The 14,387-nt window shown below is 34.6% G+C and carries 13 protein-coding genes and 2 rRNA genes; 7 read left to right on the top strand and 8 right to left on the bottom strand.

The genetic code is table 11. The features are described from left to right. The 3 genes from AVL50_RS26290 to AVL50_RS26300 all read left to right on the top strand — a co-directional run. A 23S ribosomal RNA gene (locus AVL50_RS26290) occupies positions 1-389 on the top strand; the annotation flags it as partial. 118 nt (positions 390-507) lie between these two features. Continuing rightward, positions 508-619, top strand: a 5S ribosomal RNA gene (rrf, locus tag AVL50_RS26295). A gap of 150 nt (positions 620-769) precedes the next feature. Next, positions 770-1,369 carry a hypothetical protein gene (locus AVL50_RS26300; RefSeq protein WP_063850932.1) on the top strand — a complete coding sequence of 200 codons (600 nt, stop codon included), beginning with the start codon at positions 770-772 and terminating at the stop codon, positions 1,367-1,369. 272 nt (positions 1,370-1,641) lie between these two features. Here AVL50_RS26300 and AVL50_RS26305 read toward each other — a convergent pair whose 3' ends face one another. Then, positions 1,642-2,631 (bottom strand): hypothetical protein, encoded by a 990-nt coding sequence (locus AVL50_RS26305; RefSeq protein ID WP_062620053.1) that lies wholly within the window; start codon positions 2,629-2,631, stop codon positions 1,642-1,644. A gap of 120 nt (positions 2,632-2,751) precedes the next feature. On the opposite strand from AVL50_RS26305, the gene AVL50_RS26310 reads away from it, so the two are divergent. Continuing rightward, complete coding sequence (locus tag AVL50_RS26310; RefSeq protein WP_157491571.1) at positions 2,752-3,375, top strand: hypothetical protein; 624 nt, start codon at positions 2,752-2,754, stop codon at positions 3,373-3,375. Positions 3,376-3,468: 93 nt separating this feature from the next. Here the strand turns inward: AVL50_RS26310 and AVL50_RS26315 are convergent, their stop codons facing one another. Together AVL50_RS26315 and ubiE are read right to left on the bottom strand one after the other, a co-directional pair. Next, a complete protein-coding gene (locus tag AVL50_RS26315) occupies positions 3,469-4,278 on the bottom strand; it encodes an outer membrane beta-barrel protein (RefSeq protein WP_062620057.1) in 810 nt (269 codons plus the stop codon). Then, positions 4,227-4,952, bottom strand: coding sequence for a bifunctional demethylmenaquinone methyltransferase/2-methoxy-6-polyprenyl-1,4-benzoquinol methylase UbiE (gene ubiE, locus AVL50_RS26320; protein ID WP_062620059.1), 726 nt, complete (start codon positions 4,950-4,952; stop codon positions 4,227-4,229). The genes AVL50_RS26315 and ubiE overlap by 52 nt, the downstream gene beginning before the upstream one ends. Positions 4,953-5,139: 187 nt before the next feature. Between ubiE and AVL50_RS26325 the strand changes: the two genes are divergently transcribed. Further along, a complete protein-coding gene (locus AVL50_RS26325) occupies positions 5,140-7,542 on the top strand; it encodes an OmpA family protein (RefSeq protein ID WP_062620061.1) in 2,403 nt (800 codons plus the stop codon). A 251-nt stretch (positions 7,543-7,793) separates the two neighbouring features. Then, on the top strand, positions 7,794-10,664 hold the full coding sequence (locus tag AVL50_RS26330; RefSeq protein ID WP_172826923.1) for an OmpA family protein: 2,871 nt from the start codon (positions 7,794-7,796) through the stop codon (positions 10,662-10,664). A gap of 75 nt (positions 10,665-10,739) precedes the next feature. Here AVL50_RS26330 and AVL50_RS26335 read toward each other — a convergent pair whose 3' ends face one another. From AVL50_RS26335 to AVL50_RS26350, 4 genes are read right to left on the bottom strand one after another with little or no spacing between them, the layout of a single operon-like run. Further along, positions 10,740-11,156, bottom strand: a complete 417-nt coding sequence (locus AVL50_RS26335) for a BrxA/BrxB family bacilliredoxin (RefSeq protein WP_062620065.1) — start codon at positions 11,154-11,156, stop codon at positions 10,740-10,742. A gap of 29 nt (positions 11,157-11,185) precedes the next feature. Continuing rightward, on the bottom strand, positions 11,186-11,503 hold the full coding sequence (locus tag AVL50_RS26340; protein WP_062620067.1) for an iron-sulfur cluster assembly protein: 318 nt from the start codon (positions 11,501-11,503) through the stop codon (positions 11,186-11,188). A gap of 18 nt (positions 11,504-11,521) precedes the next feature. After that, the gene (locus tag AVL50_RS26345) at positions 11,522-11,950 is read right to left on the bottom strand and encodes a SufE family protein (RefSeq protein WP_062620397.1); all 429 of its coding nucleotides are present in this window, start codon (positions 11,948-11,950) and stop codon (positions 11,522-11,524) included. Between the two features lie 24 nt (positions 11,951-11,974). Continuing rightward, on the bottom strand, positions 11,975-13,195 hold the full coding sequence (locus AVL50_RS26350; protein ID WP_062620069.1) for an aminotransferase class V-fold PLP-dependent enzyme: 1,221 nt from the start codon (positions 13,193-13,195) through the stop codon (positions 11,975-11,977). Between the two features lie 305 nt (positions 13,196-13,500). Here AVL50_RS26350 and AVL50_RS26355 point away from each other — a divergent pair, with 305 nt between their 5' ends. Then, positions 13,501-13,923: a MerC domain-containing protein gene (locus tag AVL50_RS26355; RefSeq protein WP_172826924.1), complete on the top strand. Its 423-nt coding sequence runs from the start codon at positions 13,501-13,503 to the stop codon at positions 13,921-13,923. 16 nt (positions 13,924-13,939) lie between these two features. Here AVL50_RS26355 and AVL50_RS26360 read toward each other — a convergent pair whose 3' ends face one another. Further along, positions 13,940-14,386 (bottom strand): hypothetical protein, encoded by a 447-nt coding sequence (locus AVL50_RS26360; protein WP_062620072.1) that lies wholly within the window; start codon positions 14,384-14,386, stop codon positions 13,940-13,942. Position 14,387: the final 1 nt, after the last annotated feature.

Below are 14,387 nucleotides of genomic sequence, written 5' to 3' on the forward strand. Positions count from 1 at the left end.
TCGATGTCGGCTCGTCACGTCCTGGGGCTGGAGAAGGTCCCAAGGGTTGGGCTGTTCGCCCATTAAAGTGGCACGCGAGCTGGGTTCAGAACGTCGTGAGACAGTTCGGTCTCTATCTGTTGCGGGCGTAGGAAATTTGAGAGGCTCTGACTTTAGTACGAGAGGACCGAGTTGGACACACCTCTGGCGTACCGGTTGTTCCGCCAGGAGCATCGCCGGGTACCTATGTGTGGAGCGGATAAGCGCTGAAAGCATCTAAGCGCGAAACCCACCTCGAGATGAGATTTCCATATAAGGGTTGTTAAAGATTATGACGTTGATAGGCTTCAAGTGTACGTGTAGAGATACATTCAGCTGAGAAGTACTAATCGCCCAATAGCTTTTTCTTTTACGGTTGAGGTAGTAGGAATACTACCTCAGCAAAGTTTTTCCTTTTCACTGTCAATGAAGTTATAAACAACTTCATGATAGTGATTAAATTCTAACTCATTAGATCATTAAGAACTTGATGGTGCCAATGACGTAGGTGTTCACCTCTTCCCATTCCGAACAGAGCAGTTAAGCCCTACCGTGCTGATGGTACTGGGTTAACCCCCGGGAGAGTAAGTCGGCGCCACATTCATTAAATATAGAAGGTTAGTTAACACAAGATGTTGACTAACCTTTTTTTGTATTATAAAAAATAAATGTTTAAATCTTTTTATATTAAAAGGACTTAAACTAATATTACATCAAGCAAACAATTTTTTAATTTTTATTATAGACTACGATGAGAAAGATTTTTTTTAGTATCTCTTTATTAATGTGTTGTTCATTTTTAATGAATGCGCAAAGTATCAAAGTGAAAAAAGGCAAACTATCAGCTTTATCGAAAGTGACTTCGTATGATGTGGTTTTTTCATATGAAAATATGAATGTAGGTAAGATGACAGAAGAAGATTATGTTGCCGAAAAAGTAAAAGCCTACAATAAGAAAGAAAAAGGAAGAGGAGATGAATGGAAGGGAAAGTGGATCGCTGATCGAAATGAAAGGTTTGAGCCTAAGTTTATAACTTTATTCAATAAAAGCTCCGATGGACAGGTGAAAATTAAGGAAGGTGATTCAAACTGCCCTTATGAAATGCATGTGAGAACTACAGACACAGAACCTGGTTTTAATGTAGGTGTGATGAGAAAAAATGCTTACATCTCAATGGAAATTTCTTTTATTGAAAAAAAGACACAAAAAGTATTAGTGCTTATCGAATTATTGGATGCAAGAGGTAGAAGTGTTCAAGGGTATGATTTTGATACAGGTACACGCTTAGAAGAGGGCTATGCAAAGGCCGGCAAAGGATTAGGCAATTTCTTTAGAAAAAAAGTAATGTAGCAGGAAATAATGCTAAAGTAAAACAGAAAGTGAACTATAAACAGTTATCACTTTCTGTTTTTTTGTGATAAAGCAAGTAGAATAAACTATTATTTCATTGAGTTGAAATCAAGAAATGATACTTAATTACCTTGCTGAATGTTGTGTGATTTTGTTGATATCATTTTTAGCATAAGTGGGGCAAGTCTTATAAGTTCTACAAGATGTAAGACCTAATAACAATAGGCCAATGCAAAAGATAAAAAAGCGTTTCATTATGTTTTAATTCTAATTTATTGTATCATTAAATTACAACCCCTGACATCAGAATTATCAAACCTTCCTAGGACGTAAAACTGATTGGGGGTGTCGCCGGGAGCACCGATATCTTTTGTTTCAATAAAACAGCAAGATTCAATATTTCCCAAATCAACAACATTAATTCCGCCTCTTTTTGTTGTAGATAACGAAAAAGGGTCATTAATTTCTCTAAAAAATACCTTCATCCAAGGAGGGCACTGGAACTGTTCATCACCCAATGAGTATCCTTGTGACAAAAGTTCTGTCATACCATATTCTGAATGAATATTGTCAGTTTGAAAAGCTGATTTTAAAAGTTGATGAACTTCACTTCTTGTCATTTCTTTTCGCCTTCCCTTCATTCCTCCTGTTTCCATTACAATAATATCAGAAAAGTTGGATGGAAAATGCTCAGCGAAATCAAGAAGAGCAAAGGTGACACCAAATAAAATAGCTTTCTCCCCTTTTGCTTGAATTTCAAGCAATTTATGAGCCAACCTTTCATGGTCATTTAGGTAAAAGTCAGAGTATTGACCTGAAGAATCCATAAAATCACTTATCATACAAATCAAAGAAGCATCTTTACGTTCTAAATAACTCGGTAAAAGTGCTAAAATATGTATTTTTTCAAGAGGGCCGTAAATCTCTTGAAAATAGGTTGTTGTAATATTTTTATAATGTAATAAGTCAGAAACATAGTGCTTACTGCGGACAGATCCTGTAGTTCCACTGCTTTGAAAGACACGTTCTACAGGTGAATTATTACATAATACCTGTTGTGTCTTAAAAAATTCAATAGGCATAAATGGAATTTCAGTAATCTTATGTATCTTATTATATGAAACGTTTAGGTAAGAAAGGTATTGAGCATAAATAGGATTTTCTTTTGCTTGAAAATGAAAAGCTTCTAGTGCTGCTTCTTCAAAATCTCTTTCGTCCTTGATCGTAAATATTTTCTTTTTGAATTGATCTATAAATTCCATTAATATATATTGGATTAAACTATTGGTAATAAACTATTTTACCTATTGAGTTCGATAAGCAAAATAACAAAAATTGTAGATAATAATATTAACCACTCTGATAAATCAATTATTAATCATATGATTTCGCAAAGATATAGAACACTATTCATCAAGCTGCCGATTGGAATGTTAATGCTTTCAATATTAATATCCTGTTTTGGTGAACCTGAATTTCCTCTTGAACCAGAAATCGAGTTTGCTTGGATAGAAAATAGTAATACTGAAGCAACACAAGACGATGTCTATCTCGCAATTAAATTTAGAGATGGTGATGGAGATTTAGGGTTGGGACAAATGGATACTGTGGGCCCTTATGCTCCTTATGAGGAAGATAAGTTGCCGGAGGATACAGTGAAAAATAAATACCATAATAATTATTTTGTAACTGTATTGAGAAAAGAAAATGATGGCGTTTATAGACCTGTTGTTTTTGAAGCAAATCAAGATTTTAATGGTAGATTTCCAATGCTGAACAACTCAGACAGAGAACGCCCTTTGGAAGGTGAATTGAGATATGGAATCGTATTATATTATGATGGTACTTTTGAATCTCCATTATTGAAAGGTGATTCTGTAAAGTTCAATATTCATATTGCCGATAGAGCTCTCAATGAGAGTAATATAATCACTACAGAGGGAGTGGAAATTGGGAGCCCAAAATCCAAAGATGATCCAAATACACCACCTCCTGGAGGAGATTGATGAAATTATTGGCAATAAGCGGAAAGTGGTCTTCTTTATGTGATTTTGACCAAAATCAAAGAAATATTTTATACCGTGAAATCTCCTTTGTTATTATCCTTCAAAGTTAATAATAAAGGAGATTTTGTGTAAGCGGATAGCGTCTACAAACGGCATGTAGAGTGATTCTCCTGAGTGATCTGCCACATTCATTAAACCGTGGGAAATACGGACTTCTGGTGAAAGACAGAACATTCGATTATAAATATGCATACCAAAACCCCATGTGAAAGAGACGTTATAACTTTGCAGATTAACAAAAAACTCTTCTCTAGTGGATTCTTGTTTTGTGGCAACCGTAAATGATGGAGTGATACCTCCTAATAAATAGAATCTATGATTTTTTCTTCTGTCCGACTGGTACTTTAGCATGATTGGAAATTCTAAAGTAGTATTAGACTGCAATTGTACCAAATCCTCAGGCTTGACAATGATACTGGAAGGAGGAAGTTGGTAACCTAATGTGTCCATGGTAAACCTTCTTGAATAAAAGGAAACATTAGGAGAGAATCTTAATGCCCAGTGACTGTCTTTGGATAATTTGACATTGAGTAGAAAACCTAGTAGGAAACTCGCTGTAGTTTGTGGAGTAATATAAACAGCGGTTGTATCCGTCCCTTCTACACTGAAGGCATTTTGGGAAGGATCTAATCCTACAGGAGAGGAAACGAAGCCTATTTGAAAACCGTAATGAAATTTCTTTTTATCGAATTTCGGTAGGTTTATGACAGTATCTAATGTTTTTCCAGTGTACTGACTATAGGAGTGATGTTGAAGTCCTAATGTCAGTACAAGGAAAAAAGCTGAAAAAATTATTTTTGACCAGTGTAAACTGAGCTTATTCCAAACGTAAGTGAAGTACATGTTACCTTGTTATAGCCTAACTTCTTCATGATACCAGTGAAAGCATCACCATACGGGAATTGCTCAACTGACTCAGGAAGATAAGTATAAGCGGAGTTATCTTTTGAGACAATCTTTCCAATTAAAGGCAAAATATTCATCGAGTAGAATCTGTAAAGCTGTTTAAAAGGGAAGGATTGTGGTTGTGAGAATTCAAGTACAACTAATGTGCCATTAGGTTTAAGAACTCTTTTGATTTCTGATAGACCTTTTTCAAGATTCTCAAAATTACGCACTCCAAAAGCAACTGTCACAGCTTCAAAGGAATTATCTTCAAAAGGAAGATTTTCAGAATCTCCAATTTGCAAATCAATTTTGTCTGATAAACCTCTCTTCGCTACTTTTTCACGACCTACTTTTACCATACCTTCAGAAATATCAGCACCAGTGATTTTGTCTGGACTTAAAGTAGCCCAAGCCTGTAATGCAAGGTCACCAGTTCCTGTAGCAACATCCAAAATTGTTTTAGGTTGTTGTTTTTTAAGCTTGTTGATTGCAACTTTTCTCCAGTATATATCAATACCGCCACTTAAGACTCTATTCAACAAATCATACTTTGCTGATATATTGTCAAACATGTTTGCAACCTGCTCTTTTTTTCCTTCTTCTCTGTTTTTATATGGGAGTACTGTCATGATTTCTTATTTTTTTATCTAACGATTGTTAGAATAATAGATATGATCTATATTGCTCGTTTAAAGCACTTTTAACATAACTAGAACTTCAAACGTGCCACAAAATTATAACTTTTAGAGTGTAGATCAATTTGTTTTGTATATAAACTTTAAATACTATGATTTTGTTGACAAAATTCCTGATTAAATGACTTCAAAATTCACTTTTATTAAAATTTACGGTAGTAGAATTTTATTTTTTGTCTCGATAATTTTTCTTTTTTCAACTCATCATACTTCAGCTCAGAAACTTAAAAAATCATCTGAACTTAAAAAGTATCTCAAATACGCCAAAGAATCCATTGAATTCAACTTATACAAGGATGCCATTGATGCTTTGTTAGAAGTAGAAGAAGAAGGCCGAAAATTTGATGAATGGAACTTTATGATGGGGTATGCTTATCAGCATGCTTTATACCTCAATAAGAGTAAGTCATTAGGCTACTTTGAAAGTATACAAGATAGAGAAATCTATTACGACATTGATTTTTATGTAGCTAAGGCTTTACATCTGAATCATCGCTTTGAAGAAGCTCATAAATTATTTGATAAGTTTTTGAGAGATTATGAGGAGCTTGATGAAGAAACTGTAGCAATGGTTGAAAGATACAAATCGCAATGTGTGGTTGGACAACAGCTCATGAAAGATTCTTTAGACCTTTTGATCGTTAATTTAGGTGAAAACGTTAACACTAAATACACGGAGATTGCACCTGTTCTTTCAGCGGATGAAAATATGATGGTAATTACTTCCAGAAGAGATGGAGGAGTGGGTGGCGAGATTGATGAGCTATCTGGATTATATTATGAGGATGTGTACGTAACACATAGAAATAAGGAAGGAGAATGGAAGAAAGTAACATCAATTAGTAATAACATTAATTCGGTTCACCATGATGCGGCTGTAGGTCTTTCTCCTGATGGTAATACACTGTTTTTATATCATGCTGATGGGAAAATTGGGAAAAACGGAGAATCAGGTGGAGATATCTATCAAAGTAAATGGAATGGTCTTGATTGGTCAAAACCTCAACCTTTGCCATCTACTATCAACTCTGCTTTTTCTGAAACACATGCTACGATTTCTGCAGATGGAAAATCACTTTACTTTACAAGTACAAGAAAAGGTAAAAAAGCTTTAGGCGGACAGGATATATATGTTTCCCACTTACAGGCAGACGGCACATGGGGTGATGCTGAAAATTTGGGTCCTAATATCAATACAGAATATGATGAAGAAGGGCCTTTTGTTCACCCTAATGGAAAAGTATTGTACTTCAGTTCTAAAGGCCATGATGGAATGGGAGGCTATGATATCTTTTATTCTGAATGGGATGAAGAATATCAGAAATGGGGAAAAGCAAAAAATATTGGCTATCCTATAAACACTGCGGATCATGATGTGTTTTATGTGATTTCTTCTGATGGTGAAAGAGGGTATTTTTCATCCATTAGGGAAGACAGTTTTGGAGGGCCAGATATTTATATGGCAATGATTCCATCTAAAACAATCACATTGATTGCGATGAACGGTGAAATTAGAGATGCAGAAACGAATAACCTTATAGAAGCACAAATCAAAGTTATTGATAATAATACAGGAGAGGTGATTCAAGATCTGAAAGCAGAAGGAGGAAAATACCTGTTTTATTTAGATCCATTTAAAAACTATGGAATAAGAGTAATGCAAAATGGTTATTTATTTCACTCTAAAAATGTCTACATTCCAGAACAGACAGATTACATAGAAATCTCTGAAAATATTGCATTACAAAAAATAGGAGACTTAAAGAAAGAAAAATTAAAAAATATCTTTTTCGAAGATCAAGGTCTCACTCCAACGTCAGAGTATGAGTTGGACGATCTTGCAAAATTTATAAAAAGTGTAGAAGGTTATGTAGTTGATGTCAACGTACATTCTGCAAAATATGAAGGAAAAGATTCTTTAGAAGTATTGAAATTGTCACAAAAAAATGCAGAAAATATTTTTAAAGAATTAGTAACCAGAGATGTAGATATGGAGAAGCTCTCTGTCCATGGCTATGGATGGCAACATCCAATTACTTCTAACCTTTCACAACTAGGAAGACTTAAAAATGAAAGAATTGAATATGTAGTAAGAACACCGGAGGAAATTGTAGTATTTGAAGAGATTATTGAAGATGTAGAAGAACCTTTGCCTCAACTTACCCCACATTTAGGCGAGGTTATGGATATTGCAGGTACAATTACTTTTGCCTTTGGAAGTAATACAATTACAGAAGAAAGTTATAGAATTATTGCTCAAGTTTTTGATGTGATGTACAGATATCCAAATCTGGTAGTAGAAGTAGGAGGACATACAGACAACAGAGGTTCAAAATCTTTCAACTATAAATTAGGAGAGAAACGAGCAAGGATAGTTGTTCAAGAACTTGTAAGAATGGGTATAGAAAAAGAAAGGTTGAAATATAAAACTTTTGGATTCGATATGCCTATAGCTGACAATAACACTGAAGAAGGGCGTAAAAAGAACAGAAGAATTTCTTTTACCCCTCTAATGTTTAAATAATAAATTAAATAAATAATTAACAGACAATATTATTTAAAGAGCGGTTCTTTAAAATAACTCAATAAACTAAAAGAAAGGTAGGAGGTTTTATATTAGAATCATCTATTACTGGAGTCGTACACTTTAAATAATATTGTTTTAGTAATTATTATAAGCTAACAATAATAAATCATGTTTTGGTTCGTAATCAAAACATAACGCTGTTTTATCACTTTAAATTAATCATGAATCTGACTTATAAGATTAACATTATGAAAACCTTTCCCATCTACTTCTTATTACTCTTGCTAGCATTCAATATTACCTCTTTCGCTCAGAGTGATGCTAACAAAAATAAATTAAGAAAAGCACTGAAAGAAGCAGAGACTTATCTTCAATTAGAGGAATATCATTATGTAGAGGAAGAAATGTTAGAAGCAGTAAAATATGCTCCTGAAAACATTCTCTGTAACTACTATTTAGGTATTGCTATTTACAATGATCTAACAAAAAATAGAGTTGACGCTCTGCCTTATTTCCAAGTTGTTTATGACAAAGATCCCGATTTCAGACAAGTGGGCTATTGGATGGGTAAAACCTACCAGTTGTCTCATCAATTTACAAGAGCGAGTGAAATGTACTCCCTTGAAAAGAAGAAATTAGCTTCTTTGAAACCGGAGCAAAAAGCATTAGAAGAAAAAAATATTGGTTATGTAAAAGTAACTGAAACAGAACTCGACCGCTATCTTGACCAGTGCGAGAGAGGGCCTTCATTTATGGCTAATGCTGACAATAAGAATTTATTGAACTTGTCGTTAGCCAATACTTACCTTCCAGATATAACACCGATTATTACGGTGGATGGACAAAAGTTGTTTTTCACTTCTCACAGACAGGATATTTCAAGTCATCACGAGCTAGATCCACATGATCAATTGCCTTATCAAGACGTTTTTTATATGGAGCGAAGAGAGGATGGCTTTTGGTCAACGCCTAAGCCAATGGATGAAATTAACACTGAAGAACATGATGCAGCGATTGCATTATCTTCTGATGGAGACCGTTTGTTTTTATATAGAAGTGTTGGTGCCAGTACATTGAATCCAGGTGATATATATGAATCCAATGATTACAGTGGTAAATGGACTATTCCAAGACCTATTGATGCACCTATCAACTCTTCAGCATTAGAGACACACATGAGTATGTCTTCTGATGGTAAAGTTATTGTTTTTACAAGTAACAGAGAGCAAGAAGATGCTCAGGGCGGTATGGATTTATACATCATTCGTCAATTGCCAAATGGAGATTGGGCACTTCCTCAGAATATGGGTAAAAAAATTAATACTGAATTGGATGAAGAATCACCTTATATTCACCCAAATGGGAAAACTTTATATTTCAGTTCTCAAGGGCATAATAGTATAGGAGGCTTTGACGTATTCAAAGTTGATATTGACCTTAAAACTGGAGATTTAGGAGAAGTAATTCAATTGAACTACCCTGTAAATACAGCAAGCGACGATTTATTTTATGTAATGTCGGCCGACGGTTCAGAATCATACTTCAGTTCAGTGAGAGAAGAAGGTATGGGAGGGTATGACATTTATTGTGTGAAAAATAATGAGTCGAATGCCAGAAGCGTATCTTTCTTTGATTTGGAATTTGAAACTGAAGATAGAAGAAATGTAGACGTCTTAGTGAAACTCATCAATGTTAGAACACAAGAGGTTGAAAAAGAACAACTCTTAAAAGCGAATAGAGGCAAATTGGAGTGGATGCATAGATGTAGTGGAAAATATGCACTTGAAGTTTATGCAGATGGTTATTTATTAAAAACAGATCGTTTTGATTTTGCGAAAATTAATAAGCCGACAGTAAATATTCAAGAAACGTATGAGCTTCAAAAAGTTGCTGTAAACAGATCGGAGCCATTGATGAATGTGTATTTTGATGAGGATCAAACCATCAATATGTCATCATCTTCAATGGAATTGAAAGCGTTAAAGAAGTTTATTGAAGATAATGAAGACTACAGTGTTGAAATAGTGGGACACTCTAATTATAATCCAGAGAAAAGTAAACTGGTTTTAGAGTTTATGTCAAAAACTAAAGCAATGGAAACATTGGAGGCATTGAAAACTGTAGGTATTTCAGATGAGCAATTGGTGGATGAAAATACTGGATATGGCATAAGATATCCTATGTATTTACCTGAAAGTGATTATGCATGGAAAAATGAGCGAATGGAGTACATCGTAAGACCAAAAGGATATTCAAAATTAGCCTCAAGAGCATCTGATTGTAGTGTAACTAAGTATGACACTAGTACTTATGTGGTGAAAGAAACAGAAGCAGTAAGTGATGTGGTAAAAGTAAATGAGGAGTCAATCAGCTATTTACTGTCTGAGTTAAGACAATGTTCTTTCTTGGAGTTGGTTGTTGCTTCCGATGCTAATCAAGAGTATTTAGATTTTTCGAATGAGATATTTACTTATTTTGAAAATAATGGAATTCCGAGAGAACACCTTACACTGCAAATGCAGAAAGATGCTCCTCTTTCAATGCGTTTGAGATATAAAGAAATGAATGATTATGCAGGTGCAGGAACTGTTGCAATATTAAATGCTACACAAGATGAAACTGCAACTGATGATGGGATGACTGTTATATCACCATCTGATGAGATGATTGCTGGTAATAACAATAACAGTGTAAACCCTGAGAATCAAAAAGCTTTACAAACTGCGTCAATTGCTAAAGGAACTGAAGATCTTATTTTTGAGAAGGAGATTGAAGATATGACTATTATCTTCCCATTTGATTCTAAAGATTTTGGACATAGTAAAGATGATACACTTCAAAAAATCAAAGACTATTTGAATGCTAACCTTTCTAAGTCTCTTAAAATCACAGGGCATACAGATAGTAGTGGTCCTGAAGTATACAATCAGTACCTTGGTATGGAAAGAGCAAAATCAGTCGCTTTTTTCTTTAGAGATATTGAAAACCCAAATAGAATTTATGTTGACAGTAAAGGGGAGTTAGAGCCTCTTACTAGTAATGCAACAAGAGAAGGAAGAGCACTGAACAGAAGAATTCACTTTAAATTTGGTATCGTTAATACAGGTGATGCTAAATAGATCTTATAGCATAGATAAAAAAAATAGGCTTCCAAATACTGGAAGCCTATTTTTTTATGTCTAAAGAAATGTAGATTAGTCTACAAATTCATCATATACAGCTACTAAGTGCTCTGAGATCATCTCTGCAGAACGTCCTTCGATGTGGTGTCTTTCAATGAAGTGTACCAACTCACCATCTTTGAATAAAGCAATTGATGGAGATGAAGGAGGATAAGGAAGCATTAATTCTCTAGCTTTTGCAACTGCTTCAGCGTCTACGCCAGCAAATACAGTAGCTAATTGAGAAGGTTTTTTAGTTGATGTTTGTAATGAGTGTAAAACACCTGGTCTACAAGTACCAGCAGCACAACCACAAACAGAGTTAATGACTAAAAGAGTAGTGCCTTCTTTAGCAACAGTCTCTTCCACTTGAGTAGCTGAAGTTAAATCAGCAAAACCATTGTCAGTTAACTCCAATTTCATAGGAGTTGTTAAATGTTCAGGATACATAATTTATATAAATTAAATTTTTCGTTATTCTATAAAAATCCAAGTTCTAATTTGGCCTCTTCAGACATCATATCTGTAGTGTAAGGAGGTTCAAAAGTTAACTCGATTTCAACTTCACTTACTTCTTCAACAGCTTTAACTACTTGTTCAATTTCACCAGGAATTTGCTCCGCTGAAGGGCATGAAGGAGTAGTCAATGTCATAAGAATATGCACTTTATTGAGCGGAGGAATAATATTGATATCATAAATTAATCCCAACTCAAAAACGTCTACAGGTATTTCTGGATCATAAACTGTTTTGATCGCAGTAACAATTTTATCTTTTAAGCCTTCTGTATTTTCCACTTTTGTCTAATTTTTAGATTAACCCTTTGCACTATAAGCTAAAGCGTAAAACTTCATTTGCTTAATCATTGAAGCAAAACCGTTAGAACGTTGCGAACCAATTACACCGTTCATACCAATTTTGTCAAAGAAGAATAAATCTGCATTAATAATTTCTTGAGGTGTTCGGTTATTTAAAACACGGATCAATAAGCTGATAAGACCTTTTGTAATGTCTGTATTACTGTCTGCATTGAAAATAACATGACCGTCTACAAAATCAGTAGTTAGCCACACTTTTGACTGACAACCTTTGATGATGTTTTCATCTACTTTGTCACTTTCATCTATAGCAGGAAGGTCTTGACCCAATTCCATGATATAGAAAATTGTTGATTCTCTATCTCCATCTAAAAGATCAAATTCATCAATGATCTCATTTTGGATCTCCTCTATATTTTTTGTCATTACTGCCATTGTATATCTTAAATTTTAACCAAACATTTTAACTATACGTACCAACCCTTCAATAAATTTATCAACTTCTTCAAACGTATTATAAGCGGAGAATGAAGCCCTAACAGTTCCTTCAAGTCCGTATCTAGCCATGAGTGGTTGAGTACAATGATGTCCTGTTCTTACAGCGATACCACGGGCATCCAACATCATTCCGATATCATAATTATGAATATTTTCAATTACAAACGATAGTACACTCACTTTGTTTTGAGCTTCGCCGTAAATTTTTGCAGTAGGAACTTCTTTCTTTAATTTCTCAGTAGCATAGTCAAGCAATGCTTTTTCGTGAGCGGCAATATTCTCTCTTCCCCACTTATTAATGAACTGAACAGCTACACCAAATGCAATTGTGTCTGCAATATTGGGAGTACCTGCTTCAAATTTATAAGGGAGTTCATTGAAAGTTGTACCATCAAAAGAAACCTCTTTGATCATTTCGCCACCGCCTAGGAAAGGAGGCATAGCATTTAAAAGTTCTTCTTTACCATATAAGAAGCCCATGCCTGTTGGTCCAAACATTTTGTGGGCTGAAGTAACAAAGAAGTCACAATCCATAGCTTGAACATCTACAGTAAGGTGCGCTGCCGATTGTGCTCCATCAATCAATACTTTTGCGTTTACTTCATGTGCTTTTTGGATAATTTCTTCCACAGGGTTGATGGTACCCAAAGCATTTGAAGCATGGTTTACTGCAACAACTTTTACTTTGTCCGAAAGTAATCTTTCATATTCTTCGAAAATAATTTCACCTTCTTCACTAATAGGAATAGGGATTACAGAAGCACCTTTTTCTTTGGCGATCAACTGCCAAGGTACAATATTGGAGTGGTGTTCCATGGTAGATACCAAAACGATATCACCTTCATTCAACACCATTCTTCCGTAAGTTTGAGCTACTAGGTTAATTCCTTCAGTAGTTCCCTTTGTAAGAATAACTTCCTCAGATTTTCCCGCATTAATAAATTCTTGAAGGAGCGTTCTAGTTTCTTCAAATGCCTTAGTGGCTTTATCTGCTAAAGTATGAGCACCTCTATGAACATTGGAATTGTATCCGTCGTAATATTCTTGCAATGCATCAACTACCACTTTGGGCTTTTGATTTGTTGCGGCATTATCAAAATATATTAAAGCATGTCCGTTTACCTCAGTGCTTAGAATAGGAAATTCTTTACGAAGTTGTTCTACATCAATCATTTTCTCTCTTATTTAGAATGAATCTACTCTAATTAAGTTGCAATTTTATATAAAAGTTCGTCTTGTTCAAGTTTCTTAAGCTATTCGTATAAAATAATTGCAAAAAAAGATGATTATATGAACAATTATTAATATTTGGAATAAAATGCTCGAAAAAAAGTCACTTTTTAAGTAAACTAATTTAGACTTCAAAAGTTCTTTTTTCTGCTTACTTTGGAATTATTACCTTTTTGCAACAGCGTCATACTTGCAACATTTTTGCAAATTAACTTTCTAACTATTTATTTTGCAGTATGATTAAAACAATGAGACAAAATATCGTTAAATACGCAGATCAAATAGGATTCACTGGATCTTTATTCTGCCTGATACATTGTATTCTGACTTCAGGAATAATTGTTATCAGTTCTGCTGTGTCTCATAGTGGTGAACATCATCATGATCATGCACATACGCTTGACGTCTGGGGCGTGCTTGATATCACTATGATTTTGATTAGTGGCGTGGCAGTTTTTTTTGCTACCAAAAAGACGAAATCCGATCTCTTAAGAAATGGCATGTGGTTATTTTACACTGTTTACGCCTTCAGTATGATGGTAAAATATGTGGGATATGAACCGCTATGGTTAGCTATTGTTTCTTATGGTGCGTCTATTGGTTTGATTGTTAGTCATTTGATTAACTTAAAGCAAACACATACAAAGCAATCTGAAGTTTGTACGTGTTAGCTCTATCTATTTCTTATTAATTTAAAACTTCTACTATTTCCGTGTTTTTCAGTCGGTAGATAAGACTGAAAAAATCATCTCTATTTAATTCTAGCCTACCTTTTACAATTACCTTTTTGTTGACTAGGTTTTGTCGTTTTGGAGTGTCCAATTCCATCACGGTTTCAGGGCCTGCATTTCCACAGAAAAAACAGTTGGCAAAAGCCATGTAGGAAAGGATACTAGTCCCGTCTTCACTATCAACAGGCAGTATATACCCGCTGATAGTGATCATAGAACCATCAATCATTTCCACTTCTCCACCAAAAATAGGTTCTGAAACTTCAAAGCCTAAGGTTTCATCCATGTAGGTTTTCATTTCAACATGACTGAGCGTTTTCCAAACTTCCTCAGGAGAAATTTGTGCCCATGATGAAGTGGAGAGTATTAGAAAAAAGAGCGATGCGATATATAAAAATTTCATA

Source organism: Flammeovirga sp. SJP92, from assembly GCF_001583495.1.
Lineage (GTDB): Bacteria > Bacteroidota > Bacteroidia > Cytophagales > Flammeovirgaceae > Flammeovirga.

Coding starts and splice junctions, on each gene's coding strand:
- AVL50_RS26300 (WP_063850932.1), top strand. CDS start 770: ATGAGAAAGATTTTTTTTAGTATCTCTTTATTAATGTGTTGTTCATTT.
- AVL50_RS26305 (WP_062620053.1), bottom strand. CDS start 2,631: ATGGAATTTATAGATCAATTCAAAAAGAAAATATTTACGATCAAGGAC.
- AVL50_RS26310 (WP_157491571.1), top strand. CDS start 2,752: ATGATTTCGCAAAGATATAGAACACTATTCATCAAGCTGCCGATTGGA.
- AVL50_RS26315 (WP_062620057.1), bottom strand. CDS start 4,278: ATGTACTTCACTTACGTTTGGAATAAGCTCAGTTTACACTGGTCAAAA.
- ubiE (WP_062620059.1), bottom strand. CDS start 4,952: ATGACAGTACTCCCATATAAAAACAGAGAAGAAGGAAAAAAAGAGCAG.
- AVL50_RS26325 (WP_062620061.1), top strand. CDS start 5,140: ATGACTTCAAAATTCACTTTTATTAAAATTTACGGTAGTAGAATTTTA.
- AVL50_RS26330 (WP_172826923.1), top strand. CDS start 7,794: ATGAAAACCTTTCCCATCTACTTCTTATTACTCTTGCTAGCATTCAAT.
- AVL50_RS26335 (WP_062620065.1), bottom strand. CDS start 11,156: ATGTATCCTGAACATTTAACAACTCCTATGAAATTGGAGTTAACTGAC.
- AVL50_RS26345 (WP_062620397.1), bottom strand. CDS start 11,950: ATGACAAAAAATATAGAGGAGATCCAAAATGAGATCATTGATGAATTT.
- AVL50_RS26350 (WP_062620069.1), bottom strand. CDS start 13,195: ATGATTGATGTAGAACAACTTCGTAAAGAATTTCCTATTCTAAGCACT.
- AVL50_RS26355 (WP_172826924.1), top strand. CDS start 13,501: ATGAGACAAAATATCGTTAAATACGCAGATCAAATAGGATTCACTGGA.
- AVL50_RS26360 (WP_062620072.1), bottom strand. CDS start 14,386: ATGAAATTTTTATATATCGCATCGCTCTTTTTTCTAATACTCTCCACT.